We start from the raw sequence: 18,789 nt of genomic DNA, 5'->3' as shown, positions 1-18,789 counted from the left end.
TGATAGCTATCAATGTCATTCGGTAGATTCGTACTCAAAAGAAGCCTGCAGGGACTTGGCGTCGTCTGGGGGGTCGTCACCGTAGTTTTCGCCCTTCGATTCGTCACGCCCGGAAGCGCGATCAACGCGGTCGCCCCGCTCGACGCGAGTCAGGAGACGCGGCAAGCGATCGCCGCCGAACTCGGGTTGGACCAACCGCTGTACATCCAGTACGGACAGTACATCTTCGATCTGCTCCGCGGCGACATGGGGTTCTCGTACATCCGCGGCCAGGAGGTGGCCGGGCTCGTGTTCGGTCGACTGCCGGCGACGGTCGAACTGGCGCTCGCCGCGAGCGTCGTCGCCATCGCCCTGTCGATCCCGCTAGGTGTGCTCAGCGCGACCCGACGCAACGAACCGGTCGACTACGGCGCGACGCTGTTCTCGCTTGGCGGGATCAGCACGCCGAACTTCTGGCTCGGCATCATGCTCATCCTGATCTTTGCGGTGGAGTACGACATCTTCAACACCAGCGGCCGGGGCGTCGACGTCGGCGACGTGGTAGTGTCGATCGTCGGGTCGGACCCGTTCGTCGGGACGCTGCTCGCCTGGCTCGCGTACATCACGCTCCCCTCGATCGCGCTCGGAACGTACTTCATGGCGCTCATCACGCGGCTCACCCGCTCGGGAATGCTCGACGAGCTCGGCAAGGGGTACGTGCAGGCCGCTCGGGCGAAGGGACTCCCGCAGACGCTGGTCCGGTACAAGCACGCGCTCCGGAACACGCTCATTCCGGTGATCACCGTGCTCGGACTGCAGCTCGGGACGCTGATCGGTGGTGCCGTCATCACCGAGGCGGTCTTCTCGTGGCCGGGGCTCGGCAGCCTGGTCATCGACAGCATCAATCGCCGAGACTGGCCGGTGTTACAGGGGAGTCTCATCATCATCGGCACGAGCTTCGTGCTCGTGAACGTCCTCGTCGACGCCGTCTACGCGTACCTCGACCCACAAGTGGTGAACGACTGATGGTTTCCGAACGTGTCATTCGCAATCTCAAATCGGAGTTCAGGAACAGCGCGCTCGCGAAGATCGGTCTGCTGCTCGTCGTCGGTATCCTGTTTACCGCCGCGTTCGCGCCGTTCATCGCGCCGCACGACCCGACCGAACAGCGGCTCGATCAGAGCGAGCTCCCGCCGCTCGGCTTCAGCGAAACCACCGAGCGGACGACCTCTCAGATGGTCGAAGGCGAGATCCAGACCGTGACGGAGACCGTCGAGGTCACGCCCGACGCGGCACACCCGCTCGGGACCGACAGCCTCGGTCGAGACATGCTCTCGCGGATCATCTACGGCGCCCGGACGTCGCTGATCGTCGGCGTGCTCGGGACGATATTGGCGGCGCTCGTCGGCGTTCCAGTCGGGCTGTTCGCGGGCTACCACCGAGGGAAAATCGACGACGTCCTGATGCGGATCGCCGACGTCAGCCTCGCGTTCCCGTCGCTCGTGTTGGCCGTCGCGCTCATCGGGCTCTGGGGACGCGCAGCGATCAACATCCCCGACCCATTCGTCGTCGCCGGCCTCGCGCCGGAGATGCCGGAGAGCTTCGTGCTCCCGATAACCGTCGTGATCGTCGTCGGTCTCGTCAATTGGGTGTGGTTCGCCCGCGTTGCCCGCGGGGAGGCGCTCTCCTTACGCGGTCAGGAGTACGTCAAGGCCTCTCGGGCGCTCGGCGCCGACGACACCTCGATCATCTGGAACCACGTCCTCCCGAACGCGATCACGCCCATCATCGTCCTCGGGACGGTGCAGGTGGCGGCGATCATCCTGTTGGAGAGTTCGCTGTCGTTCCTCGGTTTCTCGGGGACGACGCTCTCGTGGGGCTTCGACATCGCGCAGGGGCGCGACTACGTCTCCTCGGGGCAGTGGTGGATCGCGTCGCTGCCCGGCCTCGCGATCATGCTCTCCGTGATCGGTATCAACCTCCTCGGCGACTGGCTCCGCGACTCCCTCGACCCGGGCATCCAGGGTGAAGGGGGTGCCGCATGACCCAGGGCGTCCGGTCCGACCATGCGCTCCGGAGCGACGACGTGCTCTCAGTGTCGGATCTCTCGACGCGGTTCTTCACCGAGGAGGGGCAGATCAACGCGGTCGAGTCGGTGTCCTTTGACCTCCGCGACAACGAGATCCTCGGCATCGTCGGCGAGTCCGGCTCCGGGAAGTCCGTGACTGCGCTGTCGCTGATCGACCTCGTCGAGTCTCCCGGTCGGATCACCGAGGGAGAGGTGTGGTATCGGAACCCCGGCCTCGCGGACGAGTTCCGCGCGAACGACGCGGTCGGCGTCGACGGCGACCACGTCGACCTCCGGACCGTGCCGCCGCGGGTCCGTCGGTCGCTCCGCGGTCCGTCGTTCAGCACCATCTTCCAGGACCCGATGAGCAGCTTCAACCCCTCCATCACGGTCGGCGAACAGATCGCCGAGGCGGTGGAGGTGCAGCGGCGCGCGAAGGCGAACCCGCGGTCGACGCGCTCGCGGACGCAGGGGTACGGACTCGGCCAGTACCTCCTCGACGGAATCGTCCCGGGCCGCAGCTACACCAGCGAAGAGAGTCTCGACCGGGCGGTCGACCTGCTCGAACAGGTCGGTATCCCCGACCCCGAAGAGCGCGTCGACGAGTACCCCAGCGAGTTCTCCGGCGGGATGCTCCAGCGGGCGATGATCGCCCAGGCGCTCGCCGGCGAGCCCGACGTGCTGATCGCCGACGAGCCGACGACCGCGCTCGACGTCACCATCCAGGCGCAGATCCTCAATCTCCTCCGCGACGTGCAGGAGGAACGCGGCATGAGCATCGTGCTCATTACGCACGACCTCGGCGTCATCGCAGAGATGTGCGACCGAGTCTGCGTGATGTACGCCGGCGAAGTCGTCGAGCGCGGGACGCTCGACGCGGTGTTCGACGAGTCGGTGCACCCGTACACCGAGGGGCTCCTGGGGTCGATTCCCGACTTGGAGGACCCGCGACCGCGACTCCAGCCGATCGAAGGGAACGTCCCCGGGCTGTTGGACGCGGAGATGGACGACCGGTGTTACTTCGCCGATCGCTGCCCGAAGGCGATGGAGTCGTGTCTGGAGAAGCCCGCCGAGCGCGTGGTGGACGCCGACGCCGAACACGGCGCGAAATGCGTGCTCGCGGACCGCCCCTTCGACCCGAACGAGGCGCTTCCCGAGGACTACTTCGGGGGTGACGAGGCATGAGCGACGCTGACACCGGCGCCGATGTCGCCACCGGCACCGACCCGCTCCTCTCCGTCGAGGGACTCCGGAAGTACTACGCGAACGATCCGGGACTGATCGACCGACTGCTCGGCGAGGAGGCTGACAGCGTGAAGGCCGTCGACGGCGTTTCGTTCGAGGTCGCCGAGGGCGAAACCCTCGGACTCGTCGGCGAGTCCGGGTGCGGCAAATCGACCACGGGCGAGACCGTCCTCCGCCTGCGCGAGGCCACCGACGGGCGCATCTCCTTCGACGGCGAGAACCTGTTGGAGATGGACGACGCGGAGCTAACGGAGTTTCGGAAACGCGCTCAGATCGTGTTTCAGGACCCCTTCTCCAGTCTCGACCCGCGCATGACTGCCGGTGATATCATCACTGAGGGACTTCGGATCCACGGCGTCTCGAACCGCGCGGAGCGGCGCGAGACCGCCCGTGACCTGCTCGAACGCGTCGGGCTCTCCGAGGACCAGATCGACCGCTACCCCCACGAGTTCTCCGGCGGCCAGCGCCAGCGGATCGGGATCGCGCGGGCGCTCGCGGTCGACCCGGAGTTCATCGTGCTGGACGAACCCGTCTCCGCGCTCGACGTGAGCGTGCAGGCGCAGATCCTCAACCTGCTCGACGACCTGCAGGACGAGTTCGGGCTCACCTACCTGTTCATCGCGCACAACCTGAGCGTCGTGCGGCACATCTGCGACCGCGTCGCCGTGATGTACCTCGGTGAGATCGTCGAGACCGGACCGGTCGACGAGATATTCGCCGACCCGGCGCACCCGTACACGGAGGCGCTGCTGTCGAGCGTCCCGCGGGTCACGACCGAGGACCGAGACGACGAGTTCGAGACGCTCCAGGGCGACGTGCCCTCGCCGCGGAACCCGCCCGCCGGCTGCCGGTTCCACACCCGGTGTCCGAAGGCGCGAGCGGCCTGCCGCGAGTCGCCGCCCGCGGCGTACCCGGTCGGGAAGGGACGCTTGGCGACCTGTTTCCGCGCCGACGATACCCACCAGTACTGGGACAGCGAACCGATCGAAGAGAACGCGCGACTCACCGACGGCGGCGCCGAGGACTGAACGGTCGGGCGCGGTCACCGTTCCGGTGCCGCCGACGTTCCGTCACGACGAAACCCTCTCTCTGCCGCTCTCTACGCATAACCCGTCTTAAATCGCTCAAAATCGAGTGGACGACATCGCTTTTTCAGTCACCGACCGAGCGCTCCGCGACACAGACCGAGCGACACGCGCGTGCGGGGTCCGCGAGCCGAGACCGCTTACCGCTCGCGCACGACGACGAACTCCGCGAGGTCGCGGAGGTACTCTATCGCCTCCGTCTCCGGCGGGTCGGCGTCGTCGAGCGCCGCGAGCGCCAGCTTCGACTGCTCCCGCGCTCGCTCGTCTATCTCCTCCGGCGTCAGCGAGGTGACCTGCACCACCGAGGGCCGACCCATCTCCGCGTCCTGGCCGGTCGGCTTGCCGAGGTCGTCGGCGTCGGCGGTCGCGTCGAGCACGTCGTCGCGCATCTGGAACGCGACGCCGACCCGCTCGGCGTACTCGCCGAACGAGTCGATCGCGTGGGGATCGGCACCGCCGGCGACCGCGCCGAGTTCGGCGGCGGCTCGGAACAGCGCGCCGGTCTTGCGCTGCGCCAGCCGCATGTACTCCGCCTCGTTCGTCGGGCGGTCCGCGAGTTCGGTTGCCTCCCCCTCGCCGAGTTCGACCATCGCCTCGGCGACGGTTCGCATCGCGCGCGGCTCTCCGGAGAACAGTCCGAACGCCTCCCCGAGCAGGCCGTCGCTGGCGACGATGGCGGGACCGTATCCGAACTCGGCCCACGCGGACGGGGTGCCGCGTCGGACCTCGGAGCGGTCGATGATGTCGTCGATCACGAGCGACGCGTTGTGGACGAACTCGATGCCGGCCGCGAAGTCGACGGCGTCGTCGGGGTCGCCGTCGAACGCCTCGCAGGCGAGAATCGTCACCGCTGGGCGGACCCGCTTGCCGCCGGCGAGGACGACGTGACCGACCTCGTCGGACAGCTCGTCGGGCTCGACTTCGTCGATGACGGCCTCCAGCCGGTCCTCGACGAGCGCGACCCGGCGCTCCAGGTACTCCATCTACCGACTAAAGGCACCGGTCGCGCAAAGGCCTAACGGAACGGCGACCGTGGGCGATTACGTAAACCGGATGCCGAGGTCGTGCAGTCCGTCGTTGTTCTCGGCGACGTTGATGAGAAGCGGGGTGAGCCCCTCGATTTCGGGTGCGTTGGCGATCCCGCCGGCGTCGAGCGCGCGCAGCCCCTCGATCCCCTCCGCGACGTCCGTGATCGTCCGTTTCGCGTCCTCGTCGTCGCCGATCACGAGCGTGTCGATACCGAGGTCGGCGTCGAGGTTCGCGAGCCGAGCCGCCGCGAGGTTGTGGAACGCGCCGACGACGTCCACGCCCTCCGGCGCGGCGTCCGCGACGATCCGGGTCACCGAGCCCGCGCCGGGCCGGTGGTAGTGGAACCCCTCCTCGTCGCGCTTCATGCCGGTCGCCGGCGAGACGAGGACGTCCCCCTCGTCAAGTTCGCCGGCGATCGCTTCGACCGTGTCGCCGACGTGGTACGGCGGGACCGCGAGGACGACGATTCCGGCCGTGGCGGCCACGGTCGCGTTCTCGGCGCCCTCGACCGTCGCCTCGAGCCCACGGCTCTCCAGCTCCGTGGTGTACTCCTCGGCCTTGTTCTCGGCCTTCTCCGCGTCGCGCGACCCGATCGAGACGTGATGTGGCGTGTCGGCCGCCAGCCTGAGGGCCAGCCCCTCCCCGATGTCGCCGGTACCGCCGAGTATCGCGATCTTCATACGGTCTGTGCGGTCGCTCGCGTCTTAGGGGTTGCGTGACCGGCCGTCCTCGCCACCGTCTGGTCGAGGTTCATGTGCGCCGAACCCGAGCGCGTCGAGGTCGACGCTGTCGGCGACGAGGTCGGCCGCGCTGTCGTAGGGCGAGGGCTCGTCGGTCTTCGTGACCCCGACGCGCTCGCTCGTCTCGGTCACCGGCCGAGACTTCCCCGCCGCCGCGAACACCCGGTCGACGAACGCGTCTCGGATCCCCTCGTTCTCGAAGAGACCGTGGAGGTAGGTCCCGAGCGCCCGATCGGTCGCCGCGCTCTCGGGACCCAGGGGCCGGGCGACCGCCGCCGTGAGCGACGACCGACCCGCGTGTATCTCGTAGCCGGTCACGGTCCCCTCGGCGCCGGCGAGCGGGCCGACACCCTCGACCGACCGCGTCACCCGCTCCACGCGCTTCTCGGTCGAGAATCGCGTCTCGACCGGCAAGACGCCGACGCCATCGACCTCGGTCGCCGGCCCGGTTCCTTCGACCGCGGCGTTCGTCAGCCGCTCGCCGAGGATCTGGTAGCCGCCGCAGAGGCCGACGATCGGACCCGCGAACCCACGGAGCGCGTCGTCGAACCCGGCGTCGCGGAGCGCGAGCAGGTCGTCAACGGCGTTCTTCGAGCCGGGGAGAACGACCGCGTCGGCGTCGGCGAGAGGCCCCGCTTCGCTCTGGGTCGCGTCGAGCGGGACGTACGCGACCCGGACGCCCGGTTCGCGCGCCAGCGGCTCGAGGTCGGTAGAATTCGAGATCCGCGGGAGCCTGGGGACAGCGATCCGAACCGCGTCGGCGTCGGCGATGTCGTCGTCCGCGCCGAGGACGCCCGACTCGCTCCCGTTGCTTCCTTCGGCCGCATCCGGGAGCGAGAGGCTGTCCTCCGCGGGGAGGCCCGGGTCGTCGTGCGGGACCACGCCGAGGATCGGGACGCCCGTCCGATCCTCTATCGCCTCGATACCGGGCTCCAGCAGCGAGGGGTCACCGCGGAACTTCGTGATGACCGCGCCGGCGACGCGCTCGCGGACGTCGTCGGGAAGGAGTTCCAGCGTCCCGTAGAGGCTCGCGAAGGCGCCGCCGCGCTCGATGTCGACCGCGATCAGCACCCGAGCGTCGGCGAAACGAGCGCACTCGATGTTCGCGAGGTCCCGGTCGTGGAGATTGATCTCGGCGATGCTCCCCGCTCCCTCGGCGACGATCACGTCGTGGTCGGCGGCGAGTCGGCGGTGCGCCGCGACCGCCGCGTCCCGCGCCGTTTCCCAGTGCGACTCGTAGTAGCTGCCCGCCGCGTAGTGGCCGACGGCGTCGCCGTTGATCACCAACTGGCTCTCGGCGTCACCGCGTGGTTTGAGCAGCACGGGGTTCATGTCGGTCGTCGCCGGGACCCTCGCGGCCCGGGCCTGCACGAACTGGGAGATCCCGATCTCGCCCCACTCGCCGCTCGGCGTGAGCGCGACCCGAGCGTTGTTGCTCATGTTCTGGGCCTTGAACGGGGCGACAGCGACGCCTCGTCGAGAGAGCAGCCGACAGAGCCCGGCAGCGAGCGTGCTCTTCCCGACGTGGCTCGCCGTGCCGGCGATCAGGAGCGTCTCGGCGTCGGAGTCGGCGTCGGTCACGTCTGCCTCCGAGAGAGCACGCGTCTCAGTACTCCGTCCCCCGCCGGGCGCGGTGCCCGGCGTCGAAAGGGTGCGCCACCTTTCGGACGTTCGTGATCAGGTCGGCGATGCCCTCCAAGTACGTCGGTTCGGCGTGGCTGCCGGTGAGGACGAGTTCGAGGCCGTCGGGTTTCGACGCCGCGAGCGCGACCACGTCGTCGGGGTCGACGAGTTCGCGTTCGGCCGCGTAGAGCAACTCGTCGAGGATCAGCATGTGGACTCCGCCCTCGGGGTCGCCGTCGAGCGGGAGCGGAGCGGAGAGGTCCGCGTCGGCGGCGCCCGCGACGAGCGCCTCGGCGCGTTCGAAGGCGCCGGTCGCCTTCGCCTCGTGCTCGTCGTCCGTGGAGCCGTCGAGCAGCCCGTGCCAGCCGTAGTGGCCGGCGTTCTCGTAGCTGAACCCCGGCATCGCGGCAATGGCGTTGTACTCTCCTCTGACGCCCTCGACGCTGTCGGCACCTCCCTTCATGAACTGGAGCATGTGGACGCGGTAGCCGTGCCCCGCGGCCCGGAATCCCATACCCATCGCCGCCGTGGTCTTCCCCTTCCCGTCGCCCCACCAGGCCTGCACGAGCCCGAAATCCTCGGGCGCGGCCGGCTCGATCGGCTTCGGCTCGGGGGCCGCGCCGCCGCCGGGCGTCCGGGGTGCGCTGTCGCCGTCGGTCGATTCACTGTCGGTCACTCTGTCGGTTTTGTCGTGTGTCATGGGGTAAATACCTCCGCCCGTCTGTCGGCGACGACACCGTGCTCGGCGTCGTCCGCCGGGCCGGGCAGGTCGCCGGCCGGGTACCGCAACCGCAGGCTCGCTCGCACCGCGTCCCGGACGCAGACGCGGGCCGCCGCGCCGATCGCCGTGGCGCTGCCGGAGAACGCCGCCGGCTCTCCGTCCGGATCGTCTCCGACTACAACCGCGTCGCTCGTCGTCCCCGGCACGCCCGCGGTCGCGAGCAGCGTTGCCGCCTTCGCCTCGGCCGCAACGGCGACGAGGTTTTCGGCGGCGCCGTCGGCGAGTCGTCGGGGCGTCCCGAGGATCAGGTTGACCGTGCCGGGGCGCCGCGGTGATCTCTCGGGCCTCGCCTCCGCGTCGCGTTCCGACTCGTCGACGGCCTCAGCCGCTCCCGCCGGCTCCATCGGGAGCATCGCCGGGTTCGACAGCCCGACCGTCGCGTACGCGACGACGGGTCCGCGGCGCGCGCCCCTCGCGTGCTCCATCGCGACGCCGGTGAACAGGGTCGGGGGGTCGCTTTCGGCGCCGCGCTCCGCGTCGCTCTTCTTTATAAGTCCCGCTCGCGTCAGCCGCTCGTCGCGGTACGCGCCCAGATCGGTGCGCTCGAACCCCTCGGGAACGGCGACGTTGTACGCCGCGGGCCCGCGCGAGCGCCCGCCGTTCCACCCCGTCGAGAGCCAGCGCGTTCCCGGGCGTCGCAGGCGGAGGACGTCGTCGCGCACGGTCGCCTCAAACATCGCCGCCCTCCGGACCGGACGTGGTCCCGTCCCCGACCCCGAGCGCCGCCAGCAGCCGGTCGTTCTCCGCGGGCCGGCGCACCGCGATCCTGACGTGCGAGTCGAGCCCCCGGAAGGTGGTCGCGTCCCGGACTGCCACGCCCCGGTCGCGGGCCTCCCGGACGACCGCCTCGACCGTCCGGTCGCCCGACCCGACGTCGAGCAGCAGGAACGGCGCGTCGGAGGGTGAGACCTCGTACTGTCCCATGAGCGCATCTCGCATCCGCGCCCGCTCCGAGCGGACGCGCGCTCGGGTCTCACTTATAAACTCGTCTTGCCGCAGGCAGTACGCGCCGGTCGACAGCGCCGGGGCGCTCAGGTTCCACGGGCGCCGGGCGCTCGCGAGCGCCGCGCCGAACTCGCCGGTCGCGACCGCGAACCCCGTCCGGATTCCGGGGAGGCCGAACAGCTTCGTGAGCGACCGGGCGACGGCGACCCCCTCCGCCCCCGCGAGCGACGGGCGGTCGGTGAACCCGAGGAACGCCTCGTCGACGAGCAGGCGCGTGTCGGCCTCCCGGCACCGCGCCGCGAACCGCGCCAGCGCATCGCGATCGTAGGCGGTCCCGGTCGGGTTGTTGGGGTTACAGACGACCGCGAGCGCGTGGTCGCTTGGGTCCGCATCGAGGATCTCGGCCGCCGAGACGAACGCGGTTTCGCCCCCCTGCAGTCGGACCTCGCGGGCGTACTCGCCGAAGCTCGGCGCCGGCACGAGCGCGGTGTCGCCCGGGTCGACCGCAAGCGCGACCACGGCCCGAATCGCGGCAAGCCCGCCCGGCGTCGGGGTCACGGCCCCAGGGTCGCAGTCGACGTAGTCGGCCGCGGCGTCGCGGAACGCTTCCGGCGGCTCCGGCGGATAGCTCCGCGCCTCGGCGAACGATTCGCGGTAGACCGCCTCGACGCCCTCCGGGACCGCCGGGTTCGTGTTCGCCGAGAAATCCAGCAGGTCGGTGTCATCGCTGCCTCCGTGCGGCGCGCGGTCGATGTCGGTGACGTCGTCGAAGTGCATTGGTGTGATCTCAGCCGTTGGGTCGGTCGTCGCCTCTCTCGTCGGCGAGGAGCCGCTCTGCGACTCGCACGTCCGACGGGTAGTTGACGTTGACGGCGAGCCGGACGTCCTCGGTGAGGTGGACGGCGCCATCGCCGTCGTTGCTTCCGCTCTCTTCCGCGACGACGTTGATCCCGGCGGGGACGATCTCGCGACCGTCCATCTCGGTCGCCGCGTCGGCGCTAACACCGAGGTCGCGTTTGCGCGCCGCGGGGACGCAGACGGTGAGCGACCCCGGCCGGTCGGCGTCGACCCAAGCGGCGTCGATCACGGCGTTCACGGCCGCGGAGTCCAAAAGCGGGAGGTCGGCGGCCGCGGTCAGGAGCGGCGGGTGGGTCGTATCGCCCGCGTCGTCCCCGTCGCCCGCGCCGACCGCCTCCATCGCGTACTGCAGGTCAGCGACGTAGCCGTCGCCCGGCGCGTCGACCACGGGCAGATCCGGGCGCTCTCCGACGAGGTGCGCACGCGTCGCCGTCGCGTGCGGCGAGACGACCGCGTGCGCCGTCTCGACGCGGCTCCCGGCGAGCGCGTCGAGCACGCGATCGACCGTCGGTCGCCCTCCGACCGGGGTCAGCGGCTTTTCCGTGTCCCCGCCGAGGCGGGTGCCGCGGCCGCCGCACATCACGAGAGCGTCCACGCGATCACCCCCGCGTGCAGCGCGGCGACCCGCGCCAGTTCGTTCGTCGCGCCGAGCACGTCGCCGGAGACGCCGCCGAGCCGCGACCGGGCCCACCGACCGATCAGCCCGGCTGTCGCCAGCGCGGCGAGGAGCGCGGCGACCCCCGGCAGGAGCCGCGGCCACGCGAGGAGCGCCGCGGGCGCCGCGAGCACGAGAACGGGGAGTGCCGCCCTCGGACCGACGCCCTCGGTGAGCGCGGCGCCGAGCCCCTCGTGAGCCGCGTTGCCGACGCAGACGAGTGTCGCCATCGCGGCCTTCGCGCCGACCTCCGCGGCGAGGACGACCCCGACTACGATGAGCGGACCGCCCGCGCTCGACGCTCCGGCGGCCGCGACCAATCCGAGTGCGCCGGTCGCGAGGCCCAGGACCACGGCGACGAGCGCGACGGTCCCGCCGACGCCGAGTGCGGAATCCCGCATGACCGCTCGCCGCGCGTCGGGGCCGCCGTGGACTACCGCCGCGTCGCCGAGGTCGGCGACCCCGTCGAGGTGAGTGATCCCGGTCACGGCGTAGACGACCAGCGGGAACGCCAACGCGACGGTCGGCGCCGGGAGGGGCGCGAGAATCGGCAGGGCGACGACCCCCCCGACGAGGTAGCCGACCACCGGGAGCGTCCACGGCGCCCGTCCGAACGCCTCCCAGTCTCCCTCGCTACGGCCGACCGGAATCCGGGTGAGGAAGCCGAGCGCGCCGCGGAGCGCGGCCGCTGTCATCCGACCACCCCGGCGGTCGACGGGACCCAGTCGCCGGACAGCAACCACCCGACCGTCACCAGCCACCCGACCACCGCCGCGACGGCGACCGCGCCGGCGACGCCGACAAGCCGGACCGCCCGCTCCGCGTCGGCGACGGTCGGCGACGCGGCCGTCGGATTGAGCGCGTAGTGACCCGGCTTCGCCAGCCGCACGTCGAGCGCGGCCGCCGCGGTCGCCATCGGCCATCCGGAGTTCGGCGACGCCGGCTCTCGCGCCCACGATCGCGCCCGCGAAAGCGTCCCGAGCGACCCGGCCGCCAGCGCGAGACAGGTCGCGGTCGCCCGCGCCGGGAGGTACATCACGGCGTCGTCCAGCCGGGCGCTCGCCCGGCCGACCGGCTTCGATCGGTAGCCGAGCATCGAATCGAGCGTGTTCACGGCCTTCACCCACGCCGCGCCGGCGACGCCGAGCGGGAGGGCCGCCGCCGGAGCGACCGCAAGCCCGACTGTCGCGCCCACCGCGAAGCCCGTTACCGGCGCCACGAACCCGTCGGCGAGGTTCTCGGCCGCGCTCTCGACCGCCGCGCTCCGGAGGGCCGCCGGTGAGAGGTCGGCGGCGTCCCGCCCCACGAGCGCCCGGATCGACTCGCGCGCTGCGTCCGGGTCGGTCTCCGTCAGCGCGACGACCTCTGCGGTGACCTCGCACAGCATCCGGAGGCTGAGGAGTGTAAAGAGGAGCGCGCCCGCGACGGGGACGGCGAGAACGGGGATGGCGACGGAGGCGCCCCACACGACTCCTCCGGCGACCGCCGCGGCGGCGAGCGGGAGGCCGACCGCGGCCGCGGCGCCGACGAGCCCCGGGCGCATCCACTCCCGGTCGACCGGCTCGACGAGCGAGCCGAGCAGCGCGACCGGGTGGACTCGTCCCGGCGGCTCCGCGACCGCGAGGTCGAGCGCGACTGCTATCGCCAGCGCGGCGACGGCGGCGAGCGCTGCGAGCGCGGGGTCGGGTGGGGGAGCGACCACGGCTACAGCCCGTCGAGGAACGCGTCGAACGCCCCGCTCTCGGGGTGGACGTGACAGTACGTTCCGAGCGTTCGGTGTTCTATCAGGCCGTCGCGGTCGCCGTCGATTCCGGTCCCGCGCTCCACGTCGAAGGCGAACCGGGCGTCGCTCGCGACGTCGGCGGTCGAGTAGTGGAACTCGTGGCCCCGCAGGGTCTCGCCCGCCGCGGCCGTCGGCCCGTCCCGCCGCGCCCGTAGCTCGACGTGGTCGAGGGCCTGATACCGGTCGCACATTCGCACGTCGGCCGGAAGGGCGCCCGCCATCGCGTGCGTCTCGCCGTCGACGGTGGTCAGCGTCTCGGCGAGCGCCATCAGCCCGCCGCACTCGCCGAGCACCGGCATTCCCTCGGCGGCCGCGTCGGAGATGTCGTCGAGCGCCGGACTCCCCGCGAGTTCCGCGGCGTGCAGCTCCGGATAGCCGCCGGGGAGGTAGACGCCGTCGCAGGGCGGGAGGGGGTCGCCCGCAGTCGGCGCGAACGGCTCGACGGTCGCCCGCTCGCGCAGGCGCTCGACGGTGGCCGGATACGCGAAACGGAAGGCCTCGTCGCGAGCGACCGCGACGCGGGGACGGTCACCGACGGTCGGCTCGTTCGCCTCGCCTGTCCCGTTCGGTTCCGCGGCCCCCGCCGGCTTCCGCGCGATATCGAGCAGGCGCTCGGTCCGAAGCCCCTCGGCGGCCGCGTCGAGCGCGTCGTCGGGCACGGGCGACTCGTCGCCCATGTGTAGGCCGAGGTGTCGCTCGGGGACCGCTAGGTCGTCGTTCGGCGGGATCCGACCGAGGTAGGTCATCCCCTCGGGGAGCGCCTCGCGAATTCCGTCTTCGTGTCGCCCGCCGTGCGCGCGTTGTGCGATCACGCCGGCGACGTCGACGTCGCGGTCGATCCGATCGGCGTAGGCGCGGAACCCGAGCGCGGTCGCGGCGACGCTCTCCATCCCCGCGCTCGCGTCGACCACGAGCGCGACCGGGAGGTCGAGCGCCTCGGCGACCGCGGCGGTGCTCGATACGTCGCCGTCGTACAGCCCCATTACGCCCTCGACGACGCAGACGTCGCCCTCGCCGCGGGCGTAGTTCCGGTGGAGCCCGTCCTCGCCCTGTAACCACGAGTCGAGCGTGCGCGAGGGACGCCCCGCGACGCGCGCGTGGTGGCTCGGGTCGATGAAGTCCGGGCCGGCCTTCGCCGGTTGGACGGCGTACCCGGCGTCTTCGAGCGCGCGGATCGCCGCGAGCGTCGCGACGGTCTTGCCGACGCCGGAGGCCACGCCACCGAGGACGACCCCTTTCATCGGGAATCGCCTCCCGTCGCCCCCTTCGCGCCCGCCCCTTCCTCCCCGCGTTCGGCGAGCAGTTGGTCGGTGACTGCGGCGACGCGCTCGCGCAGGTCGGCGTTCGAAACGTCGGCGCGTTCGGCGAGCGCCAGCGCGCCGCCCATCCCGACGCCCTCCTTCGCCTCGCCGCGGGCGTACGCGCGCATCGCCGGGTGATCGCTCGCGCCGAACGCGGGGTCGGTCGCGGTCAGCGTCAGATCCAGATCGTCGGCGAGCCTCGCGACGTCCGCAGTCGGGTCGTCGGCGACGAACGTGGTCGTCGCCAAGGGGAGACGCCGCTCGACTCCGGCGTGGCGCGCCAGCGCGGCGACCGTCGCTAGTTGGGTGCCGCCGGCGAGGGTCACGTCGACGCCGCGCTCGACGGCGCCGACGACGAGGCCGGCGGCCGCGGCGAGCACCGGGTCGCCCATCAGCCGGATCGCCTCGACTGGGTCGCCCGCCGCGTCGCCGGGGGAGAGCCCGCTCGCGGCCAGTCCCTCCTCGACGACCGCCCGCTTCCTCGCCAGGGGGTTCGCCGCCAGCGACGAGGAGACGACCGGGCGCTCGCCGAGCGCGGTCAGGACGCCGAGCGCGGTCGTCGTCCCGCCGGGAACCGTCTCGCCGACGAGGAGTTCGCCGGGGCCGCCACCGCCTCGGCCGTCGGCCGGGGCGTCCGCGATCCGCCCCGCCAGCTCCCGGCCTCGCTCGAAGACGGTCGCCGCGTCGGGGACCGGCTCCGCCGTCCGGACGTCGCCGCCGGGAGACGCGTTCGCGTCGAGCATCGGCGCCGATGCCGGTGCGGTCGGCACGGCGAGCCCGGCGTCGACGCCCACGAACTCGAGGTCGAGGAGCTCTCGGACGGCGCGGGTGACGACCGCCGGCGTCGGGCACCCGGACGGGCTGACCGGCACCGGCGAGTCGGCGGCCGGACGCCCGTCAGCGACGATTTCGAGGTCCGCGCTCGGCGTGTGCCGACGAAGTGTCGGATCGGCGCCAGCGGCGCTGATGCCCTCTATTGCGGCCGTCTCCGTCGCGCCGGCGACGACCGCGAGCGTCGTGTCGGTCACGCGACGCCCCCGGACCGTGGCGTCCGTCGAACCAGTCTGTCGGCGCCCGCGTCGATGATAACCACTAGCGGTTGGTTAGCACAAGTCGACTTTAATTGATCGGCATCTGGGTCGGGTTCTGAGTCGTCGACGCGGTCGCCGTCGGCCGCGATTCGGCTCCCGACGACAGAGGGATCCTTCCGAGGCGCCGATCACAGCAATCCGCCGACCGTGAAGACGGCGTAGCAGATCCCGACGAGGAGTCCGGAGTGGAGCAGCGCCTCGTAACGCCCGCGGGAGGCCGTGCCGGCGAACCAGCCCGACGCCAACATCGTCGCCTGCGTGACGACGTACAGGCGGAAGCGTTCGAGGTCTGGGTGAACCGTCTCCGGCTCCGTCACGAGGTCGGTGGCGCCCGCGAGGTCGGCGCGGCTCGGTTCTAACTCTGAGACATCGACGCAGTCTGCGGGCCGGCCCGTCATCAAGTCACGGCACCGGAGATAATTATTAGAGATTCTTCGCTTGGTAAACTAATCCTAACAGAACACCAATGAGAATAAGCCCCATACTCATGTCCTGAAGTGGCAGATTCATACCACTCATAGTGTATCTTGTTGGGATTTCTCCATTCTGCATGAAATAGAAACCAACTCCACCTACCGCTACCAGTAACAGCCATCGAGGCCAGCCACCACCGCCTAAACTTACCATATATATGAATAAAGTCCTGAATAGATATTATTTTTGATTGATGGATCTGTTGAAATCCTTAGCGATTGATGCAAACGGGCTGCTGACTAGAGGGAGAAAATTACCCGCATAATAGATTAACCCGGCTTCCTGCTAAGTTGGAATATACATTCAGATGGCGTAGCCCAGCATTTGATATACAAAACCAAATACGAAAATAATGAAGCCAGGTGCTCGTACATTATTTCTGTGGTCCTCAATCCACATTTGTATTGTAACCCAATCAGCCACCACATGGCCGTCCCACAATCGTAGGGAGTGGCGGCCAACGTCGCTCTCCACAAGTTGCGGTCAATTATATTGCTTTACAAAACGGTGCAGTTTTAGAGTCTGTTTGGGATGAGTGTATAGAATTGTACGGACGAGGTCCGACACAATTCCACCGCTCCCTGACTCAAACACTTCTTTATAAGCCTCAGTAAACCTTTTTTCACCAATTTGCTGAAGTGCCTGATAGTCGGCAACTGTTTCTTCAATACGGAATGCGAGTAGAAACCCGGCCACAAATAGGAGACTCACTGCTACGGGTTGGTACAATGCTCCGAAGGGCACCTCTCCCAGCGTAACTGCGAGAATTAATTTCAGGACTGAGGCGCCGGCCACGGCGACGCAGATTGCACCACCGTACAAGAACCCCTTCCAAACGGGATTCCGGTCTCTATGGCTACGTTCGTGAGTTAGAACGAATTGACGGGCGTTATCAGACAAGCTTTCAGTCTGATGGAGGTTCCAAATGATTGTCCCAAACGGAGTTGCCTGAGCAAATTCTGGCCTATCAGCTCTGAATTTAAATACGGTGACGGTCTCGTCAGCAAGTTCGAAATCCTCCGTCCCTTCAAGTCTTGTTCGCTTTAGCACTAACACAAATAGCCAAGTGAGTGCGTATTGGCCGAATTCAGTCAAACCTTTGCTAATTGTCACACCTATGAATATCACGTCAACACATATAAGATTTGTAGCGGTATCTACTGAATCTACTCAGAACCCGACCGCGTACTGCGCGAGCCGTTCGGCGGCGACCCGCTCGACGTAGTCGGCGTCGGCGTCGATGCCCGTCTCCAGCGGCGCAAACGTCTCCGTGTGGACGACCAGTTCGCGCTCGTCGCCCACGTCGGCCACCTCGATCCGATCGTCAAGGGCCAGCGGCGTCACGTCGCCGAGCAGTCGGAGGTCCCGCAGCGCGTGATAACCGATTCGGCGGCGTGCGGCGGCGCTCGCATCGAGCAGTCGGTCGAGCGCGTGATCGTACTTCGGCTCGAACCCCCGCTCGGCTCGCTCGACGACGCCGACGCGAGTGAGGGGTCGCCGATGCCGGACGGCGGAGAAGTGGTCGCGAACGCGGTCGAGCGCTGCTTCGTCGACGGGAGAGAGCGGCGGCTCGCGAACGTCGTAGCCGAAGCGACCGCCGTCGCGCTCGCGGACAGTGGCGACGACGCCCGGTGCGGCCTCGTACTGCGCTCGCACGTCGGGCGCGTACCACGCTTCGGGGTCGTCCGGCGGAACCGGCGCGGGCACCGCGGCCTCCGGTTCGTCGTCCGACTCGTCGACGATCCGGAGCGTCGGACCGCCGCTCACGGTTCGACCGCCCCCGAACACCCTCCGTCGGTCCGCCGATCGCTGTCCCGCGTCATCGTTCGATCGGCGGGTGGCCGACTGTTCGGGTTAAATCCTTCTTTTTCATCACTACACTGATGTTTCATCGTCCAGAAACGAATCCGAACGCCCCGCCTTCCTCCGATCGTAACTTCAATGATTTTCCATTCGAATTGTCAGCGATAACAACTAATTTATGCGCATCTCGGCTACTGGCAGTTCACGATTCAATGAGTTCCTCACTGTCGAGTGACGCGCAGCGTACCTTTCTGCGCTATCAGCACCTAGTCGTGTTCCTCGCCCCGCTCGCGTTCGTGGTCGGGGTGTACAGCTTCGCACCGACGCCCGCTGACGCCGGCGTCAACTACTGGACCGAGTACTGGTGGCTGTTCATCGCGTTCATCACCGGGGCGACCATCGTCAACACGGTCGGCATCAGCGGGTCGGCGCTGTTCGTGCCGTTCCTCATCTTCGTCTTCCCGCTCTTCGCGTACCCCTTGGAAGCGACGACGCTGGTGAAAATAGGCCTCATCAGCGAGTCGTTCGGGCTGTCCAGTTCCTCGCTCGCGTTCATCCAGTATGGGCTCGTCGACCGACGGCTCTCGCTGTCGCTCGTCTTGGGCGGCGTCCCCTTCGTCGTCGGGGGCGCGCTGCTCTCATTCGTCATCCCCGAACCACTGTTCCACGCGCTGTTGGGTATCGCGCTGATCGCGGCGTCGTACCTCCTCTTCCGGGCCAACCTGGGGCACGGCGACCCGACGGAGAGCGCGGACGACGCCGACGTCGCGACGGACGGGGGATCCGCCCGCGACCTCCCCAACGACGAGAATAAGCTCGGCCCCGCCGGCGTCGACACAGATGACTCCGGGACGGTCACCCGCGTCGACCGCGACGGCGACGACTACGTCTACTCGCGTGGCGGCTACCTCGAACGGTTCGTCAACTACAGCGTCGGCGGCGTCTTCCAGGGGCTGGCCGGCTTCGGGATCGGCGAACTTGGTATCATCTCGATGCTTCGCACGCAGGTCCCGGTGCGCGTCGCGATCGGGACGAACCACATCGTCGTCGCGACCACGGCCGTGTTGGCGTCTATCGTGCACGTGTTCGGCAGCGGACTGGTCGGCGGCCACGCGATCGACCTGGCGACGACGCCGTGGAACATGGTCGTCTGGACCGTTCCGGCGACGACGCTCGGCGGGCAGATCGCTCCGTACGTCTCGACGGCGCTGGACACGGGACTCATAAAGCGCGGTGTCGGCGTGCTGTTCGCCATCATTGCCGTCGCCCTGTTCGCGATGGCCGCCGGCGGGATCTGACGGTCGGGTCTGCCGCCGCGCTTTTGTGCGC

General features: G+C 69.2%; 17 protein-coding genes and 2 pseudogenes. 5 read left to right on the top strand and 14 right to left on the bottom strand.

What is annotated here, in order from left to right:
* Positions 1 to 12 precede the first annotated feature (12 nt).
* Genes ACNS84_RS10715 through ACNS84_RS10700 form a run of 4 tightly spaced genes read left to right on the top strand, consistent with a single transcriptional unit; the run spans position 13 to position 4,320 of the window.
* The gene (locus ACNS84_RS10715; RefSeq protein WP_435074858.1) at positions 13 to 1,005 is read left to right on the top strand and encodes an ABC transporter permease; all 993 of its coding nucleotides are present in this window, start codon (positions 13 to 15) and stop codon (positions 1,003 to 1,005) included.
* Positions 1,005 to 2,024, top strand: coding sequence for an ABC transporter permease (locus tag ACNS84_RS10710; protein ID WP_435074857.1), 1,020 nt, complete (start codon positions 1,005 to 1,007; stop codon positions 2,022 to 2,024). Before ACNS84_RS10715 ends, ACNS84_RS10710 begins: the two co-directional genes overlap by 1 nt.
* Positions 2,021 to 3,232 (top strand): ABC transporter ATP-binding protein, encoded by a 1,212-nt coding sequence (locus ACNS84_RS10705; protein ID WP_435074856.1) that lies wholly within the window; start codon positions 2,021 to 2,023, stop codon positions 3,230 to 3,232. The genes ACNS84_RS10710 and ACNS84_RS10705 overlap by 4 nt, the downstream gene beginning before the upstream one ends.
* Positions 3,229 to 4,320 carry an ABC transporter ATP-binding protein gene (locus ACNS84_RS10700; RefSeq protein ID WP_435074855.1) on the top strand — a complete coding sequence of 364 codons (1,092 nt, stop codon included), beginning with the start codon at positions 3,229 to 3,231 and terminating at the stop codon, positions 4,318 to 4,320. Before ACNS84_RS10705 ends, ACNS84_RS10700 begins: the two co-directional genes overlap by 4 nt.
* Positions 4,321 to 4,517: 197 nt before the next feature.
* Here ACNS84_RS10700 and ACNS84_RS10695 read toward each other — a convergent pair whose 3' ends face one another.
* The 14 genes and pseudogenes from ACNS84_RS10695 to ACNS84_RS10630 all read right to left on the bottom strand — a co-directional run.
* Positions 4,518 to 5,360 carry a polyprenyl synthetase family protein gene (locus ACNS84_RS10695; RefSeq protein WP_435074854.1) on the bottom strand — a complete coding sequence of 281 codons (843 nt, stop codon included), beginning with the start codon at positions 5,358 to 5,360 and terminating at the stop codon, positions 4,518 to 4,520.
* 57 nt (positions 5,361 to 5,417) lie between these two features.
* The gene (gene npdG, locus ACNS84_RS10690) at positions 5,418 to 6,086 is read right to left on the bottom strand and encodes an NADPH-dependent F420 reductase (protein WP_435074853.1); all 669 of its coding nucleotides are present in this window, start codon (positions 6,084 to 6,086) and stop codon (positions 5,418 to 5,420) included.
* A gap of 24 nt (positions 6,087 to 6,110) precedes the next feature.
* A complete protein-coding gene (locus ACNS84_RS10685; protein WP_435074852.1) occupies positions 6,111 to 7,727 on the bottom strand; it encodes a cobyric acid synthase in 1,617 nt (538 codons plus the stop codon).
* A gap of 25 nt (positions 7,728 to 7,752) precedes the next feature.
* Entirely contained in the window at positions 7,753 to 8,469 is a 717-nt protein-coding gene (locus ACNS84_RS10680; protein ID WP_435074851.1) for a cob(I)yrinic acid a,c-diamide adenosyltransferase, read from the bottom strand.
* Positions 8,466 to 9,227, bottom strand: a complete 762-nt coding sequence (locus ACNS84_RS10675) for an adenosylcobinamide amidohydrolase (RefSeq protein ID WP_435074850.1) — start codon at positions 9,225 to 9,227, stop codon at positions 8,466 to 8,468. The genes ACNS84_RS10680 and ACNS84_RS10675 overlap by 4 nt, the downstream gene beginning before the upstream one ends.
* Entirely contained in the window at positions 9,220 to 10,272 is a 1,053-nt protein-coding gene (locus ACNS84_RS10670) for a threonine-phosphate decarboxylase (RefSeq protein WP_435074849.1), read from the bottom strand. The genes ACNS84_RS10675 and ACNS84_RS10670 overlap by 8 nt, the downstream gene beginning before the upstream one ends.
* Before the next feature lie 10 nt (positions 10,273 to 10,282).
* Positions 10,283 to 10,933: an NTP transferase domain-containing protein gene (locus tag ACNS84_RS10665; RefSeq protein WP_435075163.1), complete on the bottom strand. Its 651-nt coding sequence runs from the start codon at positions 10,931 to 10,933 to the stop codon at positions 10,283 to 10,285.
* Complete coding sequence (cobS, locus tag ACNS84_RS10660; protein ID WP_435074848.1) at positions 10,933 to 11,703, bottom strand: adenosylcobinamide-GDP ribazoletransferase; 771 nt, start codon at positions 11,701 to 11,703, stop codon at positions 10,933 to 10,935. The genes ACNS84_RS10665 and cobS overlap by 1 nt, the downstream gene beginning before the upstream one ends.
* The gene (locus ACNS84_RS10655; protein ID WP_435074847.1) at positions 11,700 to 12,710 is read right to left on the bottom strand and encodes a CobD/CbiB family cobalamin biosynthesis protein; all 1,011 of its coding nucleotides are present in this window, start codon (positions 12,708 to 12,710) and stop codon (positions 11,700 to 11,702) included. Before ACNS84_RS10655 ends, cobS begins: the two co-directional genes overlap by 4 nt.
* 2 nt (positions 12,711 to 12,712) lie before the next feature.
* Positions 12,713 to 14,032: a cobyrinic acid a,c-diamide synthase gene (locus tag ACNS84_RS10650; RefSeq protein WP_435074846.1), complete on the bottom strand. Its 1,320-nt coding sequence runs from the start codon at positions 14,030 to 14,032 to the stop codon at positions 12,713 to 12,715.
* A complete protein-coding gene (locus ACNS84_RS10645; RefSeq protein ID WP_435074845.1) occupies positions 14,029 to 15,120 on the bottom strand; it encodes a nicotinate-nucleotide--dimethylbenzimidazole phosphoribosyltransferase in 1,092 nt (363 codons plus the stop codon). Before ACNS84_RS10645 ends, ACNS84_RS10650 begins: the two co-directional genes overlap by 4 nt.
* 191 nt (positions 15,121 to 15,311) lie before the next feature.
* A pseudogene (locus ACNS84_RS10640) lies at positions 15,312 to 15,524 on the bottom strand (type II secretion system F family protein); the annotation flags it as partial.
* Positions 15,525 to 16,140: 616 nt separating this feature from the next.
* Positions 16,141 to 16,770 carry a M48 family metalloprotease gene (locus ACNS84_RS10635; protein WP_435074844.1) on the bottom strand — a complete coding sequence of 210 codons (630 nt, stop codon included), beginning with the start codon at positions 16,768 to 16,770 and terminating at the stop codon, positions 16,141 to 16,143.
* Positions 16,771 to 16,830: 60 nt separating this feature from the next.
* Positions 16,831 to 17,424: pseudogene (locus ACNS84_RS10630) on the bottom strand (secretion system protein); the annotation flags it as partial.
* Between the two features lie 248 nt (positions 17,425 to 17,672).
* Between ACNS84_RS10630 and ACNS84_RS10625 the strand changes: the two are divergent.
* Positions 17,673 to 18,758 carry a sulfite exporter TauE/SafE family protein gene (locus tag ACNS84_RS10625; RefSeq protein WP_435074843.1) on the top strand — a complete coding sequence of 362 codons (1,086 nt, stop codon included), beginning with the start codon at positions 17,673 to 17,675 and terminating at the stop codon, positions 18,756 to 18,758.
* Positions 18,759 to 18,789 lie beyond the last annotated feature (31 nt).

Origin of the sequence: Halorubrum wangae (assembly GCF_051194135.1) — an archaeon.
Taxonomy (GTDB): domain Archaea; phylum Halobacteriota; class Halobacteria; order Halobacteriales; family Haloferacaceae; genus Halorubrum.
Note: the sequence above shows the minus strand (reverse complement) of the source record. Positions and strands in the feature narration are given on the sequence as shown.

Bases quoted from the DNA above. Each gene is read 5' to 3' on its own strand.
- ACNS84_RS10715 (WP_435074858.1), top strand. From the start codon at position 13: ATGTCATTCGGTAGATTCGTACTCAAAAGAAGCCTGCAGGGACTTGGC.
- ACNS84_RS10710 (WP_435074857.1), top strand. From the start codon at position 1,005: ATGGTTTCCGAACGTGTCATTCGCAATCTCAAATCGGAGTTCAGGAAC.
- ACNS84_RS10705 (WP_435074856.1), top strand. From the start codon at position 2,021: ATGACCCAGGGCGTCCGGTCCGACCATGCGCTCCGGAGCGACGACGTG.
- ACNS84_RS10700 (WP_435074855.1), top strand. From the start codon at position 3,229: ATGAGCGACGCTGACACCGGCGCCGATGTCGCCACCGGCACCGACCCG.
- ACNS84_RS10695 (WP_435074854.1), bottom strand. From the start codon at position 5,360: ATGGAGTACCTGGAGCGCCGGGTCGCGCTCGTCGAGGACCGGCTGGAG.
- npdG (WP_435074853.1), bottom strand. From the start codon at position 6,086: ATGAAGATCGCGATACTCGGCGGTACCGGCGACATCGGGGAGGGGCTG.
- ACNS84_RS10680 (WP_435074851.1), bottom strand. From the start codon at position 8,469: ATGACACACGACAAAACCGACAGAGTGACCGACAGTGAATCGACCGAC.
- ACNS84_RS10675 (WP_435074850.1), bottom strand. From the start codon at position 9,227: ATGTTTGAGGCGACCGTGCGCGACGACGTCCTCCGCCTGCGACGCCCG.
- ACNS84_RS10670 (WP_435074849.1), bottom strand. From the start codon at position 10,272: ATGCACTTCGACGACGTCACCGACATCGACCGCGCGCCGCACGGAGGC.
- ACNS84_RS10665 (WP_435075163.1), bottom strand. From the start codon at position 10,933: ATGTGCGGCGGCCGCGGCACCCGCCTCGGCGGGGACACGGAAAAGCCG.
- cobS (WP_435074848.1), bottom strand. From the start codon at position 11,703: ATGACAGCGGCCGCGCTCCGCGGCGCGCTCGGCTTCCTCACCCGGATT.
- ACNS84_RS10650 (WP_435074846.1), bottom strand. From the start codon at position 14,032: ATGAAAGGGGTCGTCCTCGGTGGCGTGGCCTCCGGCGTCGGCAAGACC.
- ACNS84_RS10625 (WP_435074843.1), top strand. From the start codon at position 17,673: ATGAGTTCCTCACTGTCGAGTGACGCGCAGCGTACCTTTCTGCGCTAT.